Genomic DNA, 23692 nt, shown 5'->3' with positions numbered 1-23692 from the left:
GCGATTAGAGAGGTAAAATATATATGAAAGCGATTTTACAAGTGGCACTGGATTTTGTGGATTTAAAAAGGGCGTTAAAACTTGCCGATGAAGCGGTTGCCGGCGGTTGCGATTGGCTTGAAGCAGGGACTCCGCTTATTAAGAGTGAAGGTCTCAGTTGTATTCGTGAACTGAGAAAAAAATTTCCAAACATGAAATTGGTTGCTGATATGAAAACAGCCGATGTCGGCAGGGCTGAGGTGGAAATTGCAGCTAAAGCAGGTGCAAATATTGTTTCGGTACTTGGTTATTCTGACGATGAAACAATAAAAGAAGCTGTTTCTGCCGGTAAAAATTATGGTGCTGAGATTATGGTTGATTTGCTTGGTGTTGCCGATGTTGTAAAGCGGGCGAAAGAAGTTGAAAAACTTGGCGTGGATTATATTGACATACATATTCCTATTGATGAGCAAATGAAAGGAAAAATATCTTTTGATATGGTGAAAAAGATTTCAGCAGCCGTTAAAACTCCTATTGCAATTGCAGGAGGAATAAATTCAGAGAATGCGGCAGATGCCGTAAAAGCAGGAGCTTCAATAATTATTGTCGGCGGAGCAGTCACAAAATCAAAAAATGCAAAATTGGAGACACAAAAAATTAAAAAAGCAATTACAGAAAAAATTAAAATCAAAACAAAATATTTTGAAAGGGTTTCAGAAGATAACATAAGAAAGATACTTAATATGGTTTCTACTGCAAATATTTCTGATGCACTTCATAGGGGATTACCTTTGCGGGATATTTATCCCATCGGACAGTCTGTAAAAATGATTGGTCCTGCAGTAACGGTAAGAACATATCCCGGCGACTGGGCAAAACCGGTTGAAGCAATTGACATTGCAAAAAAAGGAGATGTAATTGTTGTTGATGCCGGTGGTGTTCCGCCTGCTGTTTGGGGGGAACTTGCCACTAATTCCGCTATAAATAAGAAAATATCCGGAGTCGTTATTTTTGGAGGGATTCGGGATACGCAAGATATAAGAAAGTTAAAGTTCCCTGCTTTTGCAACTTTAAGTACTCCACAGGCAGGAGAACCGAAAGGTTTTGGCGAAATGAACGTTCCTATAACAATTGCCGGAGTTAAAGTTTGTCCTGGTGACTGGATAGTAGGAGATGATGATGGGGTTATGGTCATTCCTAAAGATGTTGCTGTTGAATTCACAAATCGTGCAATGGATGTTCTGGAAAAGGAAAACCGTTTAAGAAAAGAAATTAAAGACGGGTCTAGTTTATCAAAAGTCGCAGAGCTATTAAAGTGGGAGAAAAAGTAGCTTGTGTTTTTTCGCAGAAATGCGAAAAAACACCCCCCTGCCAGTTTTGTCATAGACAAAACTAGGGGGGTTAAATAGGGAGCTTCATGAAGGAAAATAACATGCACAATTTTTTCGGTAATCAGTATAAAGAAAATTGGGAATTTGAGATTTTAGATGCAGATCCCAAAGCCGGGGTATTAAATTCTTTAGCAGTAGGTGATTTTGATAAGGATGGTTGTAATGAAATTTTCACCGGGGGTGATACCGCACTTTACTGGTATAGACCTAAAACCCGTGAAAAAGGAATAGTTTTTAAAGGAAATTTTAATGTAGGAATGGTTTTAGAAGATATAGATAATGACGGTATATTAGAGATTGTAACAGGAATGGATGATATTAAAACTAAAAAAACAACGTTATGCTGGTTTAAACCAAAAAAAAATAGAAAAGAAGAATGGGATATTCATATAATAGATAATGAATGCCTGGGACATGCTCATGATATAATATCTATTGATGTTGATGGTGATGGTAAAAAAGAAATAATAGCAAATTCTATGTATAGCGATACTCCCGGGCTTTTTATTTATAAACCGGCAAAAAATATAACAGAATTATGGGAAAAATATACTGTACAGACAGGATATTCTGCTGAGGGTCTAATTGCCGGGGATTTTAATAATGATGGTAAAATAGAAATTGTTCTTGGTCCCCATATGTATTCACCTGCCGGTAATAATATATTAAAAGGCAAGTGGAATAAAAGTATCTACGCGCCTAGTTTTCGTGAAATGTGTAGAACTGGAATTGCAGACATAAGCGGTAACGGGAGACCGGATATTATTTTATTAGAATCTGAATATGTTGATGGAAATTTATCGTGGTTTGAAAATAGGACGCTTGAAAATCCTAAAAAACCATGGGTTGAGCATAAATTAGACAAGGGATTGGTTTTTGCGCATTCTTTGAATATAAAAAAGAACAAAGATACCAACAAAATAAATATTTTTGTTGCTGAGATGGCAGCCGGAGGATGGGGACAACCTGTTAACTGGGATGCCAGACTTATTGAGTATTCTTCGGAAGTTGGCAGCGGGTCACAAAGCGGTTCACACGCTTGTGACTCACACGCTTGTGGCGGAAAATGGGAAAAAGATATACTTTATACAGGTGCAGGTACCCATCAGGCAATAATGCATGATATTGATAATGATAAAATAGATGAAGTTATCGGGAAGGAGTGGGGGTTGAGATACGGGCTTGCAAAAGTTCAAATTTGGAAAAAGACTGAAAAAAAATCGCCGATACTTGAATATAGCCATAGTTTTATAGATAGAGATAAGCCCTACACTGGTACAGATATATTTGCTTCAGATGTCAATGGTGATGGATTAAAAGATATTGTATGCGGGGCATGGTGGTATAAAAACCCGACATGGGAAAGATTTGATATACCAAATGTTTATCAGATTATAAATGTTTATGATATTGATGGAGATGGTAAGGATGAATTTATAGGGATAAAACCCGGTACTGATAAAAAAAATAGGGGATGGTATGGAAAATTATCCAGCAATTTATGCTGGTTGAAACCGGTTGATCCTGAAAATGGAAAGTGGGAAGAACACAATATCGGTATTGGAAAGGGCGACTGGCCGCACGGGAGTGTTATTGCCCCTCTGTTCGAAAAGGGAAAACTGGCTTTAGTTGTTGGTTATCACAATACGGAAGAAGGAACAGGAAATTATCCTGAAATATTTATGATTCCTGATAATCCTAAAAAAGAAAATTGGAAAAAAAGAGTTTTAGCAAAAATAAAATATGGGGAAGAGTTTGTTGCATATGATGTATGTGGGAACGGCAGGCTTGATATAATAGCCGGACAATTTCTGTTAGAAAATAAAGGTAAAGGTAAATTTAAAACGCATGAAATTGTAAAGAACTTTAAGGTTAGCCGTATTTGTATTGCCAATATAAGAAATAAAAACAAACCTGATTTAGTCGCAGGTGAAGAAGTTCTTGATTTTAAACATAAAGAAACTCCTTTTTCCCGTCTTGTCTGGTTTGAGCGTCCTGATAAGGGTTATGAAAATTGGAAAATGCATGTAATAGATAAGGTGCGGTGTGCTCATTCCATTGCGGTAGCAGATTTGGACGGTGATGGTGAACCGGAAATAATATGCGGGGAACATGACCCGTTTGAGCCGTCATACAGAACAAGATGCAGATTACTTGTTTATAAAAAATCTGACCCTGAAGGTTTGAGTTGGAAGCGTTATGTTCTTGATGATAGATTTGAACATCACGACGGGACAAAAGTTTTTGAAATAGCACCCGGCCGTAAAGCGATAATAAGTCATGGTTGGTCTGAATCATCATATGTACATTTATGGGAAATAAAGTAATGTCAAAATTCTGTAACAAACTATCCTGATAAATTTTATCTCCCTTTAATCTTTTTCTTCTCCTCGCTGGGAAATTACTGAAAAAGTTCTCGGATGTCATTGCGAGGAGTCACGCTGTAAGCGGGACGACGAAGCAATCTCGTAGGAAAAAGAGATTGCCACGCTCCCATTGGTCGCTCGCAATGACTAATAAAGAGGGTTTTTTAGCAATATTCCGTAGGGAGAAGATGAAAGATGAGGGGGCATTGAAATTCTTATCATCAACAAAAAATATTTTAAAAACAAAGAAAATACTTGACAGTATTATTTTTTTTACTATAATATCAGTAGATACTGAAAATACTGAAATATAAGCAAAATCAGTAATTTTATAAACTAAAATTAAGAATTAGTTTTTCACATCACACATTAAACGATTTTAACAAGGAGGTGATAATTATGGTAAAAGGTAAAAAGATAATGGAATGCTGTCAGACTATTGGCGGTAATTTGGGCTGCTGTAAGGTAGAATCACTGATAAGTATTGATGAACGGGGGCAAATGGTGCTTCCTAAAGAATTAAGAAAGAAGGCAGGTATTAAAGCAGGTGACAAAATGGCTGTCGTAACATGGGGGAAGGGGGAAAAGATATCCTGTATTTCTCTAATTAAATCTGATGATTTCGCAGGAATGGTAAAAGACCTGCTAGGTCCAATGATGAAAGAGATGGTTGCTACGCAAAAATAGGTTATTGTCAAAATAGTATGAAAAGATATGCAAGTGTAAAAGGTAAGTTATTGTTTAAGTCGCTTGTTGAAAATTTACCTGATATAATATTTACGTATTAGATTTTTAATGTAGCGGCAAAGCGATAGCTTTGCTTAAGTTAAAGTCGAAATAACATTGGAGGAAAATATGAAAAGTAAAGAAATAAAAAAAGCAGTCAGAGAAGGTTATGCAAAAGTTGCAAAACAAAGCAGTTCCTGCTGTTCTTCTGAATGTTCTTGCTGTGGAAGTGCTGTGAATGCAGAAAGTATCAGTAAAAGGATAGGTTATACTGAAGAAGAGCTGATTTCTGTACCTGAAGGAGCTAATTTGGGTTTAGGTTGCGGTAATCCCACGTCACTTGCTTCATTAAAAGAAGGGGAGACTGTTGTTGATTTGGGTTCCGGTCCCGGCTTTGACTGTTTTTTAGCTGCTCAAAAAGTAGGTAAAAAAGGAAAAGTCATTGGAATTGATATGACGCCCGAAATGATTAAAAAAGCAAAAGAAAATGCTAAAAAAGGCAATTATCAAAATGTAGATTTTAGGTTAGGTGAAATTGAAAATCTGCCTGTTGATGATATTTCAGTAGATATAATCATGTCAAACTGTGTTATTAATCTTTCTCCGGATAAAGATAAGGTTTTCAAAGAGGCATTCAGAGTTCTGAAGCCGGGCGGCAGAATTATGGTTTCAGATATTGTTTTATTAAAAGAGCTTCCTGAACTTGTAAAAGAATCCGTTGAAGCACATATCGGCTGTCTGGCAGGTGCGATGCTCAAGCCGGATTATATAAATACAATAGAATCGGTCGGTTTTCAAAAAGTTAAAATAATGGATGAAACTACTTTTCCTATAGAATTTATGCTTAACGACCCTAATGTGCAAACGATTATTAAAAATCTAAATCTTTCAAAAGAAGAAATAAAAACACTTTCAGATTCAGCAGCCAGCATAAAAGTTTCCGGAATTAAACCTAATTAGTAGGCATTGTAATGTATTGTCGTTGTGGGGGTTACGGGCTATATTATAATTGTAGTTACACGCCCTTGGCGTGTTATATGTAAAATAATTATAGTTTATTATCTAAAACCGCATAAATAATTATGCTACATACCCTAACCTCAAAGAAAAAAAATTTTCAAAATAAAAAAAGTACTTGACGTTTTTTTTTTTGGTAGTATAATTATAGTAAAGGATGAAAAATTAAAAACAGGAGGCAATGGAAATGAGTGACCAATATAATCCGGTATTATCAAATGGTGATGTACAGATTGATTGTGATAACGATGCAAGCAGTAGTTCCAATGTAATAAAGTTCACACATGACAGCGGTACTGAGTTGGTGAGGATTCAGGAAGATGGTAAAGTAGGAATAGGGACAGCAAGTCCATATGGTAGATTGCGAGTACAAAGTGGTAGCGAAGCGACACCCCTTGAATTAACAACGAGTGATTTCAATAGTGGTACCAATGTCGGTTCCTTGTTTCATGTTGAATTTGGTGCTGCAACCGGTAATACCTATACCAAACTTGCTGCAGTTAATAATGGCTGGTCTCAATGGAGTAATCTTATTTTGCAATCAGGAGGAGGTAGTGTAGGCATAGGTACAACAAGTCCTTATGGCACATTGCGGGTGCAAGGGAGTAGTACTGCAACGCCCCTTGAGCTAACAACCAGCGATTTTAATAGTGGTACTAACACCGGCTCCTTGTTTCATGTGCTATTCGGTGCTTCAACGGGCAATACCTATACTGAGCTTGGTGCATTGAATACTGGTTGGTCTGCATGGAGTGATCTTATTTTGCAGTCAGGGGGTGGAAAAGTCGGTATCGGAACAACAAGTCCGGCAGAAAAATTAGAAGTAAATGGGAATATAAAGGCAAGTGGTGCAGTTGCCGCGGGAAACGAAGGGTTAAAATGGAAAGTGTATTCACATACGTTAACATCAAACGAGGTTACAAATAAATATTGTGAAATTTCTAATGTTACAATTGAAAATGAAAATGTGAGAGGAATGCTATGTGGTGGTAATTCTGATGGCCAATATCATTTTGTAGCATATACTCAGGATTATGGTACCGCTCGTTATTGGATTTCTGCTGACTTAAATGACAATGCTGATATTATTACCTTATATTTTGGTAGTAGTTTTGTGTCAGGCGCTGTATTATACGTTATAGTTTTTTATGTATAATTTAGTAAAATTATTTTTCTAAGGGAGGAAATAAATTATGAAAAAGCAAATTTTAATTATTATATTGTTTGTTTTATTAATGTTTCATGGTTATCTTAAAGCAGAAAACGAAAAAAAGTCTATAATAATTAGTGCTGGTTATCATGTATTTCCAGATAGTGATTATTTTGATTACTACGATGAATATTTTAAGATTCGTTCATTAAGTGGTACTAAAAATTTACCGGGTTTAAGTTATGAAATAGAATTCAGCAATGTTAAACAACAATTATTCAATAAATTTGATTTTGAATTAAGTTGGGGATTAGGTAATTATAGGGGGAGTATAGAGCATAATTGGTATTTATCTAATAGTGAACAACCATATATTATTAGTGGTGATGAATTTTTGAAAAAAAATATTTTAGAAGTAAAGGTAATATATTTAAAAGTTATACCAAAGATAATTTTCAACCTTAATAATAAGATAAAAACATTCGTTGGGGTAGGTTATGGTTCCTATTGGTTTGATAATAGGTTTTCATACGATGAAGTAAGAAAATTAGGTGGTACATCATATTCTCGTGTTGGAAACTCTGGTTTTAATGTTGCACCAGTTTTTTCTTTGGGTGGTGAATATAAAATATCAGAAAGATTTGGCGTAGTATTACAGGACACCTATGCAAATATTCCTGTAAATAAGGATTATGTGCAGGCGCAGGAATCACTCAACATTGGTGGAAACAGCATAATGCTTGGATTGAAGACATATTTTTAAGGAGATTTTACTATGAATGAACCAAAAGCAGAATTAACTACGGAGCAGTTATCACTATTAATACAGATAGTAAATAAAGGAAGTTATGTTGGTGAGCAGGTGGAATTAGTTGCTGAATTAAAAAGAGCCTTAATTGAAATGCTTAAAGCAAAACAAACTCAGATGCAAAAATAATATTGTTTTATTTTAATCTTTTTCAGTTTTTTGACGGTAAAATCTACCCTAACCCTGCACCTCAAATAAAAAATATTTTAAAAATAAAAAAAGTACTTGACAAAACTGCAACATTGTGTTATAGTATAGTAAGATGATAGACAAAGTCATAAAACGGTCATAGAGTTCGTAGAGTCATAGAGTCTTAGGGTTAAAGACCCAATGACCCTACGACCCAACGACACTTTTACATATGAAAATAACTTACAAGGGCGATTATGCTTTAAAGATTTTGTTGGATTTGTCTCTGAATTACGATAAGGGGCTTATTCAAATAAAGGAGATATCAAAGAGGCAGGATATTCCTATTAAATATCTTGAACAAATTATTTTGATATTGAAGGGTGCCGGCTATATAAGGAGTAAGAGGGGTCCTGTTGGTGGTGTCCATCTTGCTAAGTCACCTGAAAAAATAAAGTTAGGAGAGATTATTCGTTTAATGGATGGAACTACAGCGCCGATAACTTGTGTTAGTAAGACAGATACGTCAAAATGTGATTATATTTCAAAGTGTCCTTTTAGACCTAAATTTCTGGAAATAAGAGATTTTATAAATAATATTGTAGATAAAACATCTTTTGCTGATATAGTTGACGAATCTGTAAATTTGTCTGATAAAGTGCCGGATTATTCAATTTAATTTTTTTTCAGACAATTGTCCATTACAATGATAGACAAAATAATAATAGTTGATTAGAGAATTAGTGAATTAGAGATTAGAATTTGTTTAGTATTTAGTGTTTAGAATTTTGTATTTTTTACATGACACATAACACATTTCACATTACACAATTTCAAAAGGGAGGTAAAGAAAATGAGCAAGAATGATGCATCTTTACACGTGGAAACGCTCACACTTCATGGCGGGCAAGAGGCAGATAAGACGACGGGGGCAAGGGCAGTGCCGATTTATCAGACGAGTTCATATCAGTTCAGAGATAGTGATCATGCGGCAAATCTTTTTGCACTGAAGGAATTCGGGAACATTTACACGAGGTTAATGAACCCGACAACGGATGTTTTTGAAAAAAGAATGGCATTGCTTGATGGTGGAGTCGGCGCTTTAGCGGTAGCAAGCGGACAGGCAGCTGAAACATTGGCGATTCTAAACATCGCACAGGCAGGTGACGAAATAGTTTCAGCTGATAATCTTTACGGGGGAACATATAATCTTTTTCATTATACTCTAGCCCGATTAGGGATTAAAGTTAAATTTGTCAAATCAAATGATTTGGATGCAATCGCAAAAGCGATAACGCCAAAAACTAAAGCTGTTTATGCAGAATCAATAGGCAATCCGAAATTGGATGTAGCAGATTTGGAAGGAATTTCCAAAGTAGCTCATAAAAACGGTATACCATTTATTCTTGATAATACGGTCTCACCATATTTACTAAAACCGATAGATTTTGGAGTAGATATTATCGTTTATTCGGCGACTAAATTCATAGGCGGTCATGGAACTTCTATCGGTGGTGTAATTGTAGATTCTGGAAAGTTTGACTGGACGAACGGAAAATTTCCGCTTATTGCCGACCCAGATCCGAGTTATCATGGTCTTAATTTCGTAGAGGCACTTAAGCCGCTTGGTAACATTGCATATATTATTAAAGCAAGGGTAAATCTTCTTAGGGATTTAGGTCCTGCATTGTCACCATTTAATTCTTTTCTTTTTCTTCAGGGTTTGGAGACGTTACATTTGCGGATTCCAAGGCATTCAGAAAATGCATTGACAGTAGCGAAATATTTAAAGAAACATTCTAATGTTGTATGGGTTAATTACCCAGGTTTGGAATCAAGTCCGGAGTACCCGAGAGCTAAAAAATATCTTCCTAAAGGTGCCGGTGCGATTATCGGATTTGGCATAAAAGGTGGACTTGCCGCGGGTAAAAAGTTCATTGATTCACTTAATTTAGTATCACATCTTGCCAATATAGGTGACGCCAAAACGCTTGCAATACATCCGGCAACTACAACACATCAGCAACTTTCAGAAGACGAACAGCGTGCAACCGGTGTAACACCTGATTTCATACGGCTTTCTGTAGGGTTAGAACATACTGATGATATCATCGCAGATATTGAACAAGCGTTAAAAAAGATATAGAATGTGTTTAATAAACAAGTAGAGATTAAGGGCGTTCGAAGTCCAATGTCCGATGTCCGGAGTCAAAAGGCAGGAGTTAAGACCCTATGACCCTACGACCCTATGACTCTATTCTGGAGGTAATTTTATGGCGAAGATATTTGAGGATATTACCAAAACAATTGGGAATACTCCTTTGGTAAAGATTAATAAGTTAACGGGAGGGATAAAGGCAACAGTTTTGGTAAAACTTGAATCATTTAACCCTTTATCAAGTGTAAAAGATAGGATTGGAGTTGCTATGATTGAAGCCGCAGAGAAAGGCGGAATTCTGAAAAAGGACTCTGTTATTATAGAACCAACCAGTGGTAACACTGGGGTTGCTTTGGCATTTGTCTGTGCTGAAAGAGGCTATAGGTTAATTTTAACAATGCCTGATACGATGAGCGTAGAACGAAGACAACTATTGAAAATATTTGGTGCAGAACTTGTTCTTACAGAAGGAGCAAAAGGTATGAAAGGTGCTGTTGAAAAAGCTGAGGAATTAGCAAAAAATACACCAAAAAGTTTTATTCCTCAACAATTCAACAATCCGGCAAATGCTGAAATCCATCGTAAGACAACTGCTCAGGAGATTTGGAACGATACAGAAGGCAAAGTTGATATTTTTGTTGCAGGAATAGGTACGGGTGGAACGATAACCGGTGTCGGAGAAGTATTGAAGAAAAAGAAGCCGTCAGTAAAAATTATAGCGGTTGAACCGAAGGACTCGCCGGTTCTTTCTACAGGGAAAGCTGGTCCACATAAAATTCAAGGAATAGGTGCCGGATTCATTCCTAACATTTTGAATAGGGATATCATTGACGAAATTATTTTAGTTTCCAATGAAGATGCCGGTTCAACTGCCAGACAGATAGCAAAGCAGGAAGGCATATTGGTTGGAATATCAAGCGGTGCTGCATTGTGGGCTGCTTTACAAATTGCCAGTAGAAAAGAAAACGAAGGTAAAACAATTGTAGCGGTTTTACCGGATACTGGAGAGAGATATCTTTCAACTTGGCTGTTTCAGTCATAAAATGCGCTCGGGAGTAAATTTTTTTGAGACGCTCCCTTGAGGTCGCTCTAACATTTGCTCCTGTTGGGTATAGGTCGCAAATTCAGGCTCTTCAGAAATTTCTTCCTCGCTTCGCGATGAAAGGAAAATAAAATATCCGTTTCGTGTTATGTCTTATATATGAACATATCAACACATGAACACGTGAACACATTTAGTATTTAGAGTTTAGAATTTAGGATTTAAAATAATATGGATAAAAAAACAACTAAATTTCAGAACAAAGATTCAGTTTTAAAAGGTAGTGTCTGTTATACCCGTACAGAATATTTTACTTTTGCTGAACCGCCAAATGAGTTGGTGTTAGATTCAGGAGAAAAACTGGGTCCGATTACGCTTGCTTATGAGACGTATGGTAAACTTAATGAGGATAAAAGTAATGCTATTTTAGTAGAACATGCCTTGTCGGGAGATGCACATGCAGCAGGTTTGCATGAGGATGATAAAGAGCTTGGTTGGTGGGATAGTATGATTGGCCCGGGTAAAGCATTTGACACAGACAAATACTTTGTTATTTGCTCAAATGTCATAGGAGGCTGCAAGGGTTCAACAGGTCCGTCGTCTATAAATCCGAAAACTCAGAAACACTATGGATTAGACTTCCCCATTATAACTATCAAAGATATGGTAAATGCACAGAAACACTTGGTTGATTATCTGGGTATAAATAAACTTTTATCAGTAAGCGGTGGTTCTATGGGTGGAATGCAGGTTTTACAATGGCTGGTTTCTTATCCCGATAGAATATTTTCAGCAATACCACTTGCAACATCTGTAAAACATTCTCCGCAGCAGATTGCTTTTAGCGAAGTAGGCAGGCAGGCAATTATGGCTGACCCTGACTGGAAAGATGGCAACTATTATGGAGTTTCTATTCCTGCAAGAGGGCTGTCTGTAGCCAGGATGATAGGGCATATAACTTATATGAGTGGTATGTCAATGGCTGAAAAGTTTGGCAGGCGTTCAAAAGAAAAAAAACCGGTTCTAAAATTTGAACCGGATTTTGAAGTTGAGGGATATCTTCGTTACAGGGGAGATAAATTTGTTAAGAGATTTGATGCTAATTCGTATCTTTATATAACAAAAGCTCTGGATTATTTTGACCTTACAGGCGGCAAAGAATTGTATGAAGCATTTAAGGGTATAAAAGCGAAATTGCTTATTTTGGCATTTAAGTCGGATTGGCTTTATCCTTCATCTCAGTCAAAGGAAATTGTAAAAGCATGTAAACTTGCAGGAATTGATGCTACTTACTGTGAAATTAATTCAACATATGGGCATGATGCTTTTCTTTTAGAAGTTGAGCAGGAGACCCATCTTATTAAACATTTTTTGGAGCGAATATTTTCAGGAGATAGGTTAAAATGAAAAATGATACTATTAAATTAGAACATAATTTGATTGAAAATTGGATTGAAAAAAATTCCTCTGTTTTAGATCTAGGTTGTGGAGATGGAGATCTTTTGTCTGTTCTTATAGAGCAAAAAAATGTAAAAGCTCAGGGTATAGAACTTGATGAACAAGCAATATATAAATGTGTTGCGCGGGGTATCAGTGTTTTTCATGAAGATATTGATAACTGCTTAAAAGGTTATGCTGATAAGTCATTTGATTATGTGATATTATACCAAAGTCTTCAGGAAGTTAAAAAACTGTCAGTTGTCTTAAGTGAAGCATTAAGGGTAGGGAAAAAAGTTATTGTCGGATTTCCAAATTTTGTATATTATAAAGCACGGTTACAGATTTTTCTTAATGGAAAGGTCCCGGTTACACCCTCACTGCCTTTTCACTGGTATGATACGCCAAATCTGCATTTTTTAAGTATTTCGGATTTTGTTGAATATTGCCGGAAAGGTGACGTTAAAATTGAAGATTCAGTATTCATCGGAAAAAGTAAAGTGGTAAAAATACTTCCTAATTTGTTTGCATTGAACGGAATATTTCTTATTTCAAAATAGATGTCAAGTAAATCTTGAAGATTAGGAATATAAGGAGTTCGTATTTAGCGGTTTGGAGTTCATAAATAAAAACTATGAACTATGAACTATTAACTATGAACTTACTTTTAGTAGTCACTGTTATTAGGATAATAAAAGAAACAGAAGATTTTATAGAATTAGTTAAAATGCCCATTCGTATCTCTTAAGCCCTAAATCATAAAGTAAAAGGAATAGAAGGAGGATATGATATTATGCAGATAAAAGTTAACGGAAAATTACAAGAAATTGAAAAAAAATTTACGATTGCCGAACTACTTGTACTTAATAAAGTAGAAATGCCGGATATGGTAAGCGTACAGTTAAACGGAGAGTTTGTTAAACGTGAGAATTTTGCTGATGTGATTATAAAAGAAAATGATGAGATTGACTTCTTGTATTTTATGGGAGGAGGGCGATAATGGCAGGATTTACTACAAAGGCAATACATACGCCGTATCTTAAAAAAGATGTTCATGGGTCGTTACAGATGCCTGTTTATGATTCTGTGACATTTGAATTTGAAAGTGCTGAAGAAATAGAAGCAGCATTCATGGGTCAAAAACCGCGTCATGCGTACTCAAGAATTACAAATCCGACCGTAGAGCATCTTGAACAAAAGATTAAAAATGTTTCCGGAGCATTGGCAGTTGTTGCTGTATCATCCGGCATGGCTGCAATAGCCAATACAGTGATGAATATTGCTCAAAAAGGTGATAACATAATAACTACAAAATATGTTTTCGGAAATACATATTCGCTTTTTGAAAAAACACTTGCTCCCTGGGGACTTGAAACAAGGTATGCCGATTTCTCAAAACCGGAAACTATTGAAAAACTAATAAACAAAAATACAAAGGCAATATTTTTTGAAACCATTACAAATCCTCAGCTTGAAGTTGTCGATATAAAAATATTATCATCTATAGCACGAAAGTACTCAATACTATTAATAAGTGATACGACTCTTACCCCAATATACTTTTTTAACAGTAAAGATTTAGGAATAGATATTGAAGTAATTTCAAGCACAAAATACATATCAGGAGGAGCAACTTCTGTCGGAGGTATTATAATAGATAATGGAATATATGACTGGTCGAAGATTGCTAAACTTGAAAATGATGCAAAAAAATTCGGACCATTTGCTTTTATTACTAAGTTAAAAAGAGAAGTATATAGAAATCTCGGATCATGTCTGTCCCCTCATAATGCATATTTGCAGAGTATCGGGCTTGAAACCCTTGCGTTAAGAGCGGATAAGTCATGTTCAAATGCACTGACAATAGCAAAGAGTCTTGGAAAAAGTAAACGAGTTGTAAAGGTTAACTATCCCGGACTTGAAAGTTCGCCATATCATTTAATTTCAGATAAACAGTTCAGCGGTAAATTCGGTGCATTGCTTACATTTGAGCTCGAATCAAGAGAAAAATGTTTTTCGTTTCTTAATAAGTTAAAACTTGTCAGGAGAGCGACAAATATTCAAGATAATAAAACGCTTGCATTGCATCCTGCTTCAACTATATTTTGTGAATATTCACCTCAATTGAAACTTGAAATGGGTGTTCCAGATACGCTTATAAGAATTGCTGTCGGTATTGAAGATGTCGAAGACATAATAGATGATATTAAACAGGCGTTGGAGGAATAAGTGTCATTAACAGATGAGCAACTTGAGCGGTTCAGTAGGCATATAATCCTGAAAGATGTGGGTATAGAGGGTCAGGAAAAAATACTGCAAGGGAAAGTCCTTATTATAGGTGCCGGCGGGTTGGGCGCACCAGCTGCCTTATATCTTGCGGCAGCAGGAGTAGGAACATTGGGTATAGCTGACGGTGATTTAGTTGACCGCACAAATTTACAGCGGCAAATAATTCATTTTACACCTGACATAAATAAACCTAAAGTAATTTCTGCAAAAGAAAAAATATTGCAGATTAATCCTGATATTAAGGTAAAGACATACCAAGAGAGGGTCTTTGCAAATAATATTCTTGATATTATACGCGATTATGATTTTATTGTTGACGGTACAGATAATTTTTCCGCAAAATTTCTTATCAATGATGCCTGTGTGATGGCAAAAAAACCATTCTCACATGGAGGTATTCTGCGGTTTGACGGACAGACAATGACATATGTTCCGGGCCATACTTGTTATAGATGTGTGTTTCAGAATCCACCTCCAAAAAATGCTGTACCTACTTGCTCGCAAGCAGGAATACTTGGTTCAGTAGCGGGTATATTGGGAACGATTCAAGCAACAGAAGTTTTAAAATATCTTATAGGAAAAGGACGATTGCTTACAGATAGATTGTTGATATTCAATGCTTTTAATATGGATTTCCGTACAGTGAAGATTAATAGAAATAGCAAATGCCCGGTTTGCGGTACAAATCCTTCAATAATAAAATTAGAAGATTATGAACAAACCACATGCGATTTGAAAAAGAAATAGAATATGAAAATTCCAAAGAAAATAATCGGTTTTATTTTTGCGCAAGGAGAAAAGGAATCGCCTATAGAATCTTGCGGTTATCTTGCAGGTAAGAAAGCTCAGATTTTCAAACATTATCCTATGCGCAATAGTGATTTGAGCAGTGAGCATTTTTCTTTAGATCCCAAGGAACAATTCAACTGTATTCGGCAGGCAAGAGAAGAAGGTTTTGATATATTGGCTGTATATCATACTCATCCATCTACTCCTGCACGCCCGTCAGCAGAAGATATTCGGCTTGCTTATGATCCTGCTATTATATATGTTATCTGTTCACTGATTCCGGAAAGTAAAGATATTAAGGCATTTCGTATTATCAAAGGACAGGTAACGGAAGAGTTTCTGATTATTGAGGAGTGAATTTTATGGCAGAGAAAGAATTTGATTTGGCGGCTTTAAAAAAAATAGGAATGATACAGCAGATACAGAAAGAATATTTTGTTATGCGTCTTCATGCTGTTGGCGGCGATTTATCAGCAAAACAACTTGGTAAGATTGCCGAGGTTGCTGAGAGATACGGAAAAGGTGCGGTACATCTTTCTACACGCCAAGGAGTAGAGATACACAATGTTCATTATACTAATCTTGAGAAAGCGCGCCAAGAACTTGAAACTGTTGATGTTCGTATGGGAGCCTGCGGTCCAAGGGTGCGTGTTATAGTTGCCTGCCCAGGTAATGTTACCTGCCGCTGGGGAATTATAGAAACTAAAAATATTGCTAATGAACTCGATGCTAAATATTTCCGGCAGGATACACCGCATAAGTTTAAAATGTCGGTTACCGGATGTCCGCACAACTGCGCAAAAGCAACGGAAAATGATGTTGGTATTATGGGAGCAATATTGCCTAAGTGGAGTGATGAAATATGTACAGACTGTCATTTGTGTATTAATGTATGTCCCACCAAAGCGATTGAACGCGAAGAACATATGGTTGAAGGTAAACTTAAGCGGTTTTATAAATTAGATGAAGAAAAGTGTATTTACTGCAGTATTTGTACATCTTCATGCCCGGTAAATTCTTGGGTTCCGGCTATAAAAGGATATAATATTAGTATAGGCGGTACTATGGGTAAAATACCCCGGTTTGGAACATTACTAAAAAAACTTATTACCGATGACGGTGAATTATATACTATTGTAAAAAAAGCATTGTTGTATTATCAAAAAAATGGACGCAAACGTGAACGTTTCGGTCATATGATTGACCGCATTGGTGTTGAGAAAGTCAAGGAGGAAATACTTAATGGGGTTTGATATAAAAAAAAGTATAGATTTACGCGGGGTTTCCTGCCCGATGAATTTTGTTAAGACAAAAGCGGCTCTTACAGAAATTAAAGCGAACGAATTACTTGAGGTTGTACTTGATGAAGGAGATGCTATGTTAAATGTCCCTCGAAGCGTAAAAGAAGAAGGGCATAAGATAGTTAATGTGGAAAATATTGATACATTTTTTAAAATAATAATAAGGAAGAGTGATATATGATTGAAAAATCAAAGCGTAGTTTTTTAAAAGCTTTTTCCTGGAGGGTGACAGGAACAATAGATACTATGATTATATCGTTTATAATTACAGGAAAACTTTCCTTTGCACTTTCAATAGGCGGGGTTGAGGTTTTTACCAAGATAGCATTATATTATTTACATGAAAGATTTTGGAATAAAATAAATTATGGACGTGTTCAAAGTAAAGAAATAGATTACAATATTTAAAAAAAATGAATAATTTGATTATCACCCGATTACAAGAAGAATTAAAGAATTTATCGGCATTAGATACTATCAAGTGGTCTATCGGCAAGTATGGGGTAAAAGATGTTGCTTTTGCCTCAAGTTTCGGTGCGGAAGATCAGGTTATTACGGATATGTTGATAAAAATTAATCCAAATGTATCAATGTTTACATTGGATACCGGTTTATTACCTAAGGAAACAAGAGATTTGATTGTAGAAACCGAACATCGTTACAATATTGCCGTCGAAATTCTTAAGCCCGAAACAGCGGCTGTAGAGAATATGATTAAGGAGCATGGTGCCAGTCTTTTTTATGAAAGCATTGAAAAAAGAAAACTTTGCTGCCGTGTGCGTAAAATAGAACCTCTTAAAAAAAAACTTGTGACACTAAAAGCATGGATATGCGGGCTTCGTAAAGAACAGTCTATTACTAGATCTGATGTTCAAAAAATTGAATGGGATGAAGCGTTTGGTTTGTTTAAGATTAATCCTCTGGCGGACTGGACGGAAGATAAGGTGTGGAAATATATAAAAGATAATAATGTGCCTTATAATAAACTGCATGATAAAGGATATCCAAGCATAGGTTGTGCTCCTTGTACAAGGGCCGTCAGGCATGGCGAGGATGTTCGGGCAGGGCGATGGTGGTGGGAAACTTCGGAACAGAAAGAATGCGGTTTGCATGTAAAAAATATTAAAACTGCATCAAAAAGGAAGATATAATGGAACATCTTGAAAAACTTGAAGCGCAGAGTGTTTATATTATTCGTGAAGCATATCGTGAATTTAAAAATCTTTGCATGCTCTGGTCTATTGGGAAAGACAGTACAGTATTATTATGGTTAACACGCAAAGCATTTTTTGGGCATGTACCTGTTCCGTTGGTTCATATAGATACGCATTATAAAATTCCTGAAATGATTGAATATCGCAACCGCCTGGCACTGGAATGGAATCTAAATATGATTTATGGCGAGAATAAAGAAGCTCTGGAAAACAAGCAGACATTTCCTGACGGAAAAGTTGATCGTATTGCATGTTGTAAAAACTTGAAGAGTGAAGCATTGAAACGTACGCTTTCAGGTGAGTGGCCGCGTTATAGAATGGACCACAATCAGAAGAAATATGTGATTGATACAAATAAAGAACCGTATACAGGTGTTATTGTCGGTGTGAGAGCTGATGAAGAAGGCAGTCGTTCAAAAGAAAGATATTTTTCACCAAGAGATAAAAACAACGAGTGGGATGTGGGTGATCAGCCGCCGGAATTTTGGAACCAGTTCAAGACAGATTTTGCTCCGGGAACACATGTGCGTGTACATCCGTTATTGGATTGGACAGAATTAAATATTTGGGAGTATATTGACAGGGAAAACATACCGATGGTTTCTCTGTATTTTAATCAGGGAAAAGGAAAACGTTACCGTTCATTGGGATGTTATCCTTGCACCAAACCGGTTGATTCCGATGCCAAAACGGTAAAAGAAATTATAAAAGAACTGCGCAGCGGAAAATTTGCCAATATAGCAGAAAGATCCGGCAGGGAGCAGGATAAAGAAGACGGCGGCGGACTTGAAAAACTTAGACGGGACGGATATATGTAGGGGATAAGATGGTTCATAATATAAGAGAATCTATAAATATAGTTATAGTTGGTCATGTTGACCATGGTAAGAGTACTGTTATCGGAAGACTGCTTGTAGATACAGATTCTCTTCCTAAAGGGAAGCTACAGCAGGTTAAAGAAATGTGTCTTCGTAATTCCAAACCATTTGAATATGCTTTTTTGTTAGATGCACTCAAGGATGAACAGTCACAGGGTATTACTATAGATACGGCAAGAAGTTTTTTTAAAACAAAGAAAAGAGATTACATTATAATAGATGCTCCGGGACATATTGAATTTCTTAAAAATATGATAACCGGTGCCGCAAGAGCTGAAGCAGCTTTACTTGTAATTGACGCCCATGAGGGTATAAAAGAGAACTCAAAACGCCACGGACATATGGTTTCGATGCTGGGTGTAAAACAGATAACAGTTTTGGTTAACAAAATGGATATTGTTGGATACAGGCAGGAAGTTTTTGACGGCATAAAGAAAACATATTCGGATTTTCTAAATCAAATCAATATTGTCCCGTTGAGTTTTATTCCTATCAGTGCTCTGGAAGGAGAAAATATAACGGTTCATTCAAATAAAATGGAGTGGTATAATGGACAGACAGTGCTTGAACAACTCGATAAATTTAATCAAGCTAAAAATCTTGACCAAAAACCATTTCGTTTTCCAGTGCAAGATATTTACAAATTTACTCAGGATAATGATGATAGAAGAATTGTTGCAGGTACAGTAGATTCAGGTTCGGTAGATGTCGGAGATGAAGTTATCTTTCTTCCTTCAAATAAAAAATCCGCTATTAAGTCTATAGAATCATTTAATACACCGGTTAAATCAGCAGTGCAGACAGGAGAAGCAACCGGATTCACCCTTACAACGCAGATATATATACGTCCCGGTGAAATCATGGCAAAAGCAAATGATATTCTACCTAAAGTAGGGAGCCGGTTTAAAGCAAATATATTTTGGGTGGGTATGGCGCCAATGATAAAAGATAAATTTTATAAATTAAAGCATGCATCTTCACAGGCATATGTTAAGCTTATAGAAATAAAACAGGCTATTGATGCAGTGGATCTCAGCACCGTTTCCAATAAGCAGCAGCTCGACCGCCATGATGTCGCGGAATGTATTCTTGAAACTATGAAGCCGATTGCTTTTGATATTGTTGATGATAATGAAGGTACCGGAAGATTTGTGGTTGTTGATAATTATGAGATTGCAGGAGGCGGAATTATTGTTGAAAATTATTCAACGCAGGATTCTACTTTGAAACAGCATATACGCGAACGTGAAAGTATCTGGGAAAAAGGGTTAATTACTTCAGCCCAGCGGTTTGAACACCATAAGCACAAAGCAAAATTTATTGCATTCACAGGTACAATAGGTACCGGGAAAAGGGCTATTGCCAAAGCCCTTGAAAAAGAATTATTCAGTTATGAATATAATACATACTATCTTGGAATAGCTAATATTGAGAAAGGTCTCGATTCTGATATTTCAGGCAATCCTGAAGAACGCATGCGAAGACTTGGTGAACTTGCCAGAATAATGACAGATGCCGGTCTTATATTCATAACTACCATTGATGATGCAGACGACTATGATATTGAGACATTGAAACTTCTAAATGAACCGAATGAAATACTTGTTATAAATGTAGGGGAAAATAATTTCAGTCATTATTCAGTCGACCTCCAGATACCGGCAAATGAAAGTGTTGAACAAGCTGTAAAAAAAGTGTTTGAATTACTTAAGTTCAGGGATATTATCCTCGACTATTCGATATGAGATACCTTCCCATATCCCTTAATATCGCCGATAAAAAAATATTAATAATTGGTGGCGGAAAAATCGCTTATCAGAAGATAAAAACGCTTAAGCAGTTTTCAAAATCTATTACAGTTGTTGCACCTTATATTAATGATGAAATTAAAAAGTGCGACTGTGATTGTAAAGAAAAAAACTACGAATCAAAAGACCTGAACGGTGTTTTTATTGTCTATGCTTGTACCAATAATAAAAATCTTAATACCAAAATTAGAATTGATGCACAAAAAAAGTGTGTATTAATAAATGTTGTTGATAGTCCACAAAACTGCGATTTCATTTCTCCTGCAATATATAAAAAAGGATATATGACCATAGCAGTTTCTTCTGACGGCAGGGATGTCAAAAAATCAATCATATGGAGAAATAAAATAAAGGATATTTTTGAAAAATGATTACTTTGCAAAGCATGGATCTTAAATATGCTCTGAATGAAAGAGAAAAATATTTTTATAGTCTTGAAAAGATGAAAAATAATTATATTCTTTTGCATACCTGTAATCGTACAGAAGCATATCAAGGTAATGGCGATGTGCCTGAATATATTGTCCGTCATCTATTCCGTGTCGTGTGTGGTATTGAATCAGCGTTGCTGGGTGAAACAGCCATACAAGGGCAGGTAAAAAGTGCATATGAAAAAGCACGTGATGATTCTTATTTATCACCTCAATTGCATAAGCTTTTTCAGCATGCTTTGCGTGTAGGTAAAAGAGCAAGAAGTGAGACGGATATATCAAAGGGTGCTATGACTCATGGTAGAGTTGTGATAGAGGTGTTGAAACGGGACAGAGTTGATATGTCAGTTTCAAAGATACTTATAATCGGAGTAAATAATTTTAATGAATCGGTTGTAAAATATATAACAGAAAAAGGAAACAAAACTGTATTTGTTGCAAACCGTACTTATAAAAAAGCTTTTGACTTAAGCATTAAGTATTGTTGTAAGACAGTAAGATTTAATAAGCTGAATGAAGAGATAAATTCTGCCGACATTATCATTTCTGCTACTTCATCGCCGCATCTTATAGTAAAAAAATCTGATTTCATAACAGATAAACAGATGCTTATATTTGATCTTGCAGTACCGAGAGATATTGATCCTGAAATTGGAATATTACCTAATGTTACACTGTATAATATTGAGGATGTAGAAAAAAAAATTAACATTAATAAAAATAAACGAATAAATGAAATTAAGAGGGTTGAAGAAATCATTGAAGAAGAAATAAGAGTGTTTCATGATAAAAAATAAAATAAAGATTGTCACAAGGAAGAGTCCTCTTGCAGTAATACAAACAGAAGAGATTATTAACTCAATTTCAGATATTAACTTTAAAATCATCACAGTTGAAAGTTATGGGGATAAAAATAAACATCTTTCTCTGATGTCGGATGTTCCGCCGGATTTTTTTACAAGAGAGTTGGATAATGCAGTCATCTCCGGAAAGGCTGATATAGCAGTGCATTCTGCGAAGGATCTGCCAGTTCCGCTTATGGAAGGATTAGAAGTTATAGCTCTTACTAAAGCAGAGGATTCTACTGATTGTCTTGTTTCCCGGGATAACCTTCCATTGAAAAAACTTAACAGGGGTTCAAAAATCGGGACGAGTTCAATCTCAAGAAAAAAACAATTACTCGATATAAGACCGGATTTAGAAATTGTTCCTGTCCGTGGAATTATCAATGAAAGATTGGCTCTTGTTGAAAGTGGAAAAATTGATGCTCTTGTAGTTGCAACCTGTGCGATTAAACGGATGGGACTTACGTCAAAAATAACAGAAATACTACCTTTTGAAACTCACCCTTTACAAGGTAGTCTTGCGATTGTTGCAAAACAATCAAGATCAGATTTGAAAGTACTTTTTAGTAAAATAGATGTGCGTATGTCTTATGGCAAAGTATATCTAATCGGAGCCGGTCCGGGAATACGCGATTTGCTGACAATTAAAGCAGAAACTATACTTCAGAATGCAGATATAATATTTTATGATGACCTTATAGATAAAACATTGCTAAATAACTATCTATTCCATAAAGTATATGTAGGAAAAAGAAAAGGGAAATACAGTTTATCACAGAATGAAATAAACCATAATTTATATGAAGCCGCAAAAAAGAAACAGGTTGTAGTACGTCTTAAAGGCGGAGATCCGTTCGTATTCGGACGTGGAGGGGAAGAGTTGGTTTATCTCAGGGAGCGATATATTGATGTAGAAATCGTACCAGGGATAACGGCAGCACAGACAGCAAGTGCTTCTGCAGAGTTACCTCTTACAATGCGGGGTTTAAGCAATAAATTGAGTTTACTAAGCGGACACAACGCGGAAGAAAATTTTAAAACAGAAGGCGAGACCCTTGTATATTATATGGGTGCATCAAAATTAAAAGAGATAAAAAGTTATTTAATAAAACAAAAACATGATATTGAAACTCCGGTTGTTCTTATAAACAAAGCAGGTTTTTGGGATGAAAGGGTACTATTAACTAATATAAGCAATATGAATGTAAAACTGCAAAAATCACCTTTAATTGTCATTGTAGGAAAAACAGCGGGTTTGTTTAGGCAACGTAAAAAAATATTGTTTACCGGAATTAATCCTTATAATTGTTTAGTTCCCGGACATTTAATTTATTATCCGCTTATAAAAATCCATCCTATTAAATTTGATGTAGACATAACTAAATATGAAGGTATAGTTTTTACCAGCGGGCAGAGTGTTCATTTTTTCTGTGAAAGATATATTATCCCACAAAACATGAAGATATTGAGTATAGGTCCGCAAACATCCAAAGAATTGAAAAAATATGGATATAAGATTAATAGTGAAGCCGGATTCCCGGATTCCGATGTTTTGGCAGAATTGATAAAAAATACGAATCTAAAAAAAATATTATATCCATGTTCAAATTTGTCCGATAACAAAATTCACAAACTGCCTTCAGTAGAAAAAAAAGTTATTTATAAGACAATAGCAGTAAGTCAGGTTAAAGTAAATCTTAAAATGTTTTCGGGTATAGTTTTCACTAGTCCGTCTACAGTAGATAGTTTCTTTAATATTTACGGTAATATACCTTCGCATATAGTTGTTTCAGTATTTGGCAAACATACTAAAAAGAGATTAAAAGAGAAAGGATATATTGCAAATGTCCAAACGATTTTACCCGCCTACGCAGAATGCCCTCACGAAGTTGGGGGATGAATGCGTAAAGTGTATCCGCCAACGTTTTGTGGCG

Annotated in this window: 26 protein-coding genes; all 26 read left to right on the top strand. The window is 35.9% G+C overall.

Going from position 1 to position 23692, the window contains the following annotated elements; translation table 11 throughout:
* Positions 1 to 23 precede the first annotated feature (23 nt).
* The 26 genes from PHE88_02050 (at position 24) to cobA (ending at position 23658) form a co-directional block, all read left to right on the top strand.
* Positions 24 to 1310 (top strand): orotidine 5'-phosphate decarboxylase, encoded by a 1287-nt coding sequence (locus PHE88_02050; protein ID MDD5686600.1) that lies wholly within the window; start codon positions 24 to 26, stop codon positions 1308 to 1310.
* An 86-nt stretch (positions 1311 to 1396) separates the two neighbouring features.
* Entirely contained in the window at positions 1397 to 3697 is a 2301-nt protein-coding gene (locus PHE88_02045; GenBank protein MDD5686599.1) for a VCBS repeat-containing protein, read from the top strand.
* Positions 3698 to 3879: 182 nt separating this feature from the next.
* On the top strand, positions 3880 to 4050 hold the full coding sequence (locus tag PHE88_02040; protein ID MDD5686598.1) for a hypothetical protein: 171 nt from the start codon (positions 3880 to 3882) through the stop codon (positions 4048 to 4050).
* A gap of 85 nt (positions 4051 to 4135) precedes the next feature.
* Entirely contained in the window at positions 4136 to 4423 is a 288-nt protein-coding gene (locus tag PHE88_02035; GenBank protein ID MDD5686597.1) for an HgcAB-associated protein, read from the top strand.
* Positions 4424 to 4591: 168 nt separating this feature from the next.
* Positions 4592 to 5422, top strand: coding sequence for an arsenite methyltransferase (gene arsM / locus PHE88_02030; protein MDD5686596.1), 831 nt, complete (start codon positions 4592 to 4594; stop codon positions 5420 to 5422).
* A 244-nt stretch (positions 5423 to 5666) separates the two neighbouring features.
* Complete coding sequence (locus tag PHE88_02025; GenBank protein MDD5686595.1) at positions 5667 to 6635, top strand: hypothetical protein; 969 nt, start codon at positions 5667 to 5669, stop codon at positions 6633 to 6635.
* Between the two features lie 37 nt (positions 6636 to 6672).
* A complete protein-coding gene (locus tag PHE88_02020) occupies positions 6673 to 7392 on the top strand; it encodes a hypothetical protein (GenBank protein ID MDD5686594.1) in 720 nt (239 codons plus the stop codon).
* Between the two features lie 12 nt (positions 7393 to 7404).
* On the top strand, positions 7405 to 7566 hold the full coding sequence (locus PHE88_02015) for a hypothetical protein (protein MDD5686593.1): 162 nt from the start codon (positions 7405 to 7407) through the stop codon (positions 7564 to 7566).
* Between the two features lie 232 nt (positions 7567 to 7798).
* Entirely contained in the window at positions 7799 to 8245 is a 447-nt protein-coding gene (locus PHE88_02010) for an Rrf2 family transcriptional regulator (protein MDD5686592.1), read from the top strand.
* Positions 8246 to 8419: 174 nt separating this feature from the next.
* Entirely contained in the window at positions 8420 to 9712 is a 1293-nt protein-coding gene (locus tag PHE88_02005) for a homocysteine synthase (GenBank protein ID MDD5686591.1), read from the top strand.
* Positions 9713 to 9839: 127 nt separating this feature from the next.
* The gene (cysK, locus tag PHE88_02000) at positions 9840 to 10766 is read left to right on the top strand and encodes a cysteine synthase A (protein MDD5686590.1); all 927 of its coding nucleotides are present in this window, start codon (positions 9840 to 9842) and stop codon (positions 10764 to 10766) included.
* 231 nt (positions 10767 to 10997) lie between these two features.
* Positions 10998 to 12173, top strand: coding sequence for a homoserine O-acetyltransferase (locus PHE88_01995; protein ID MDD5686589.1), 1176 nt, complete (start codon positions 10998 to 11000; stop codon positions 12171 to 12173).
* Positions 12170 to 12763, top strand: coding sequence for a methionine biosynthesis protein MetW (metW, locus tag PHE88_01990; protein MDD5686588.1), 594 nt, complete (start codon positions 12170 to 12172; stop codon positions 12761 to 12763). The genes PHE88_01995 and metW overlap by 4 nt, the downstream gene beginning before the upstream one ends.
* A gap of 233 nt (positions 12764 to 12996) precedes the next feature.
* Positions 12997 to 13203: a sulfur carrier protein ThiS gene (gene thiS / locus PHE88_01985; protein ID MDD5686587.1), complete on the top strand. Its 207-nt coding sequence runs from the start codon at positions 12997 to 12999 to the stop codon at positions 13201 to 13203.
* The gene (locus PHE88_01980; protein ID MDD5686586.1) at positions 13203 to 14432 is read left to right on the top strand and encodes an aminotransferase class I/II-fold pyridoxal phosphate-dependent enzyme; all 1230 of its coding nucleotides are present in this window, start codon (positions 13203 to 13205) and stop codon (positions 14430 to 14432) included. The genes thiS and PHE88_01980 overlap by 1 nt, the downstream gene beginning before the upstream one ends.
* The gene (gene moeB / locus PHE88_01975) at positions 14433 to 15239 is read left to right on the top strand and encodes a molybdopterin-synthase adenylyltransferase MoeB (protein ID MDD5686585.1); all 807 of its coding nucleotides are present in this window, start codon (positions 14433 to 14435) and stop codon (positions 15237 to 15239) included. It begins immediately after the preceding gene.
* Positions 15240 to 15242: 3 nt separating this feature from the next.
* A complete protein-coding gene (locus tag PHE88_01970) occupies positions 15243 to 15638 on the top strand; it encodes a M67 family metallopeptidase (protein MDD5686584.1) in 396 nt (131 codons plus the stop codon).
* Positions 15639 to 15643: 5 nt separating this feature from the next.
* On the top strand, positions 15644 to 16534 hold the full coding sequence (locus PHE88_01965) for a 4Fe-4S binding protein (protein MDD5686583.1): 891 nt from the start codon (positions 15644 to 15646) through the stop codon (positions 16532 to 16534).
* Positions 16524 to 16763, top strand: a complete 240-nt coding sequence (locus PHE88_01960) for a sulfurtransferase TusA family protein (GenBank protein ID MDD5686582.1) — start codon at positions 16524 to 16526, stop codon at positions 16761 to 16763. The genes PHE88_01965 and PHE88_01960 overlap by 11 nt, the downstream gene beginning before the upstream one ends.
* Positions 16760 to 16990, top strand: coding sequence for a DUF2061 domain-containing protein (locus PHE88_01955; protein MDD5686581.1), 231 nt, complete (start codon positions 16760 to 16762; stop codon positions 16988 to 16990). Before PHE88_01960 ends, PHE88_01955 begins: the two co-directional genes overlap by 4 nt.
* Before the next feature lie 5 nt (positions 16991 to 16995).
* The gene (locus PHE88_01950; protein MDD5686580.1) at positions 16996 to 17733 is read left to right on the top strand and encodes a phosphoadenylyl-sulfate reductase; all 738 of its coding nucleotides are present in this window, start codon (positions 16996 to 16998) and stop codon (positions 17731 to 17733) included.
* A complete protein-coding gene (locus PHE88_01945; GenBank protein ID MDD5686579.1) occupies positions 17733 to 18614 on the top strand; it encodes a sulfate adenylyltransferase subunit 2 in 882 nt (293 codons plus the stop codon). Before PHE88_01950 ends, PHE88_01945 begins: the two co-directional genes overlap by 1 nt.
* A gap of 8 nt (positions 18615 to 18622) precedes the next feature.
* Positions 18623 to 20419 carry a GTP-binding protein gene (locus PHE88_01940; GenBank protein ID MDD5686578.1) on the top strand — a complete coding sequence of 599 codons (1797 nt, stop codon included), beginning with the start codon at positions 18623 to 18625 and terminating at the stop codon, positions 20417 to 20419.
* A complete protein-coding gene (locus PHE88_01935; protein MDD5686577.1) occupies positions 20416 to 20853 on the top strand; it encodes a bifunctional precorrin-2 dehydrogenase/sirohydrochlorin ferrochelatase in 438 nt (145 codons plus the stop codon). The genes PHE88_01940 and PHE88_01935 overlap by 4 nt, the downstream gene beginning before the upstream one ends.
* Positions 20850 to 21710, top strand: coding sequence for a glutamyl-tRNA reductase (gene hemA / locus PHE88_01930; GenBank protein ID MDD5686576.1), 861 nt, complete (start codon positions 20850 to 20852; stop codon positions 21708 to 21710). Before PHE88_01935 ends, hemA begins: the two co-directional genes overlap by 4 nt.
* Complete coding sequence (cobA, locus tag PHE88_01925; GenBank protein ID MDD5686575.1) at positions 21697 to 23658, top strand: uroporphyrinogen-III C-methyltransferase; 1962 nt, start codon at positions 21697 to 21699, stop codon at positions 23656 to 23658. Before hemA ends, cobA begins: the two co-directional genes overlap by 14 nt.
* Positions 23659 to 23692: the final 34 nt, after the last annotated feature.

The organism is Elusimicrobiota bacterium (genome assembly GCA_028718185.1).
In the GTDB taxonomy this organism is placed as follows: domain Bacteria; phylum Elusimicrobiota; class UBA8919; order UBA8919; family UBA8919; genus JAQUMH01.
Note: the sequence above shows the minus strand (reverse complement) of the source record. Positions and strands in the feature narration are given on the sequence as shown.

Excerpts from the sequence above, each read along its gene's own strand:
- PHE88_02005 (MDD5686591.1), top strand. The coding sequence starts at position 8,420 with ATGAGCAAGAATGATGCATCTTTACACGTGGAAACGCTCACACTTCAT.
- PHE88_02050 (MDD5686600.1), top strand. The coding sequence starts at position 24 with ATGAAAGCGATTTTACAAGTGGCACTGGATTTTGTGGATTTAAAAAGG.
- PHE88_02020 (MDD5686594.1), top strand. The coding sequence starts at position 6,673 with ATGAAAAAGCAAATTTTAATTATTATATTGTTTGTTTTATTAATGTTT.
- PHE88_01955 (MDD5686581.1), top strand. The coding sequence starts at position 16,760 with ATGATTGAAAAATCAAAGCGTAGTTTTTTAAAAGCTTTTTCCTGGAGG.
- PHE88_01970 (MDD5686584.1), top strand. The coding sequence starts at position 15,243 with ATGAAAATTCCAAAGAAAATAATCGGTTTTATTTTTGCGCAAGGAGAA.
- arsM (MDD5686596.1), top strand. The coding sequence starts at position 4,592 with ATGAAAAGTAAAGAAATAAAAAAAGCAGTCAGAGAAGGTTATGCAAAA.
- PHE88_02040 (MDD5686598.1), top strand. The coding sequence starts at position 3,880 with ATGACTAATAAAGAGGGTTTTTTAGCAATATTCCGTAGGGAGAAGATG.
- PHE88_01935 (MDD5686577.1), top strand. The coding sequence starts at position 20,416 with ATGAGATACCTTCCCATATCCCTTAATATCGCCGATAAAAAAATATTA.
- PHE88_02010 (MDD5686592.1), top strand. The coding sequence starts at position 7,799 with ATGAAAATAACTTACAAGGGCGATTATGCTTTAAAGATTTTGTTGGAT.
- PHE88_01940 (MDD5686578.1), top strand. The coding sequence starts at position 18,623 with ATGGTTCATAATATAAGAGAATCTATAAATATAGTTATAGTTGGTCAT.
- hemA (MDD5686576.1), top strand. The coding sequence starts at position 20,850 with ATGATTACTTTGCAAAGCATGGATCTTAAATATGCTCTGAATGAAAGA.
- metW (MDD5686588.1), top strand. The coding sequence starts at position 12,170 with ATGAAAAATGATACTATTAAATTAGAACATAATTTGATTGAAAATTGG.
- PHE88_02045 (MDD5686599.1), top strand. The coding sequence starts at position 1,397 with ATGAAGGAAAATAACATGCACAATTTTTTCGGTAATCAGTATAAAGAA.
- cysK (MDD5686590.1), top strand. The coding sequence starts at position 9,840 with ATGGCGAAGATATTTGAGGATATTACCAAAACAATTGGGAATACTCCT.
- PHE88_02015 (MDD5686593.1), top strand. The coding sequence starts at position 7,405 with ATGAATGAACCAAAAGCAGAATTAACTACGGAGCAGTTATCACTATTA.
- cobA (MDD5686575.1), top strand. The coding sequence starts at position 21,697 with ATGATAAAAAATAAAATAAAGATTGTCACAAGGAAGAGTCCTCTTGCA.
- PHE88_01960 (MDD5686582.1), top strand. The coding sequence starts at position 16,524 with ATGGGGTTTGATATAAAAAAAAGTATAGATTTACGCGGGGTTTCCTGC.
- PHE88_01950 (MDD5686580.1), top strand. The coding sequence starts at position 16,996 with ATGAATAATTTGATTATCACCCGATTACAAGAAGAATTAAAGAATTTA.
- PHE88_01980 (MDD5686586.1), top strand. The coding sequence starts at position 13,203 with ATGGCAGGATTTACTACAAAGGCAATACATACGCCGTATCTTAAAAAA.
- PHE88_01965 (MDD5686583.1), top strand. The coding sequence starts at position 15,644 with ATGGCAGAGAAAGAATTTGATTTGGCGGCTTTAAAAAAAATAGGAATG.
- PHE88_02025 (MDD5686595.1), top strand. The coding sequence starts at position 5,667 with ATGAGTGACCAATATAATCCGGTATTATCAAATGGTGATGTACAGATT.
- thiS (MDD5686587.1), top strand. The coding sequence starts at position 12,997 with ATGCAGATAAAAGTTAACGGAAAATTACAAGAAATTGAAAAAAAATTT.
- PHE88_01995 (MDD5686589.1), top strand. The coding sequence starts at position 10,998 with ATGGATAAAAAAACAACTAAATTTCAGAACAAAGATTCAGTTTTAAAA.
- PHE88_01945 (MDD5686579.1), top strand. The coding sequence starts at position 17,733 with ATGGAACATCTTGAAAAACTTGAAGCGCAGAGTGTTTATATTATTCGT.
- PHE88_02035 (MDD5686597.1), top strand. The coding sequence starts at position 4,136 with ATGGTAAAAGGTAAAAAGATAATGGAATGCTGTCAGACTATTGGCGGT.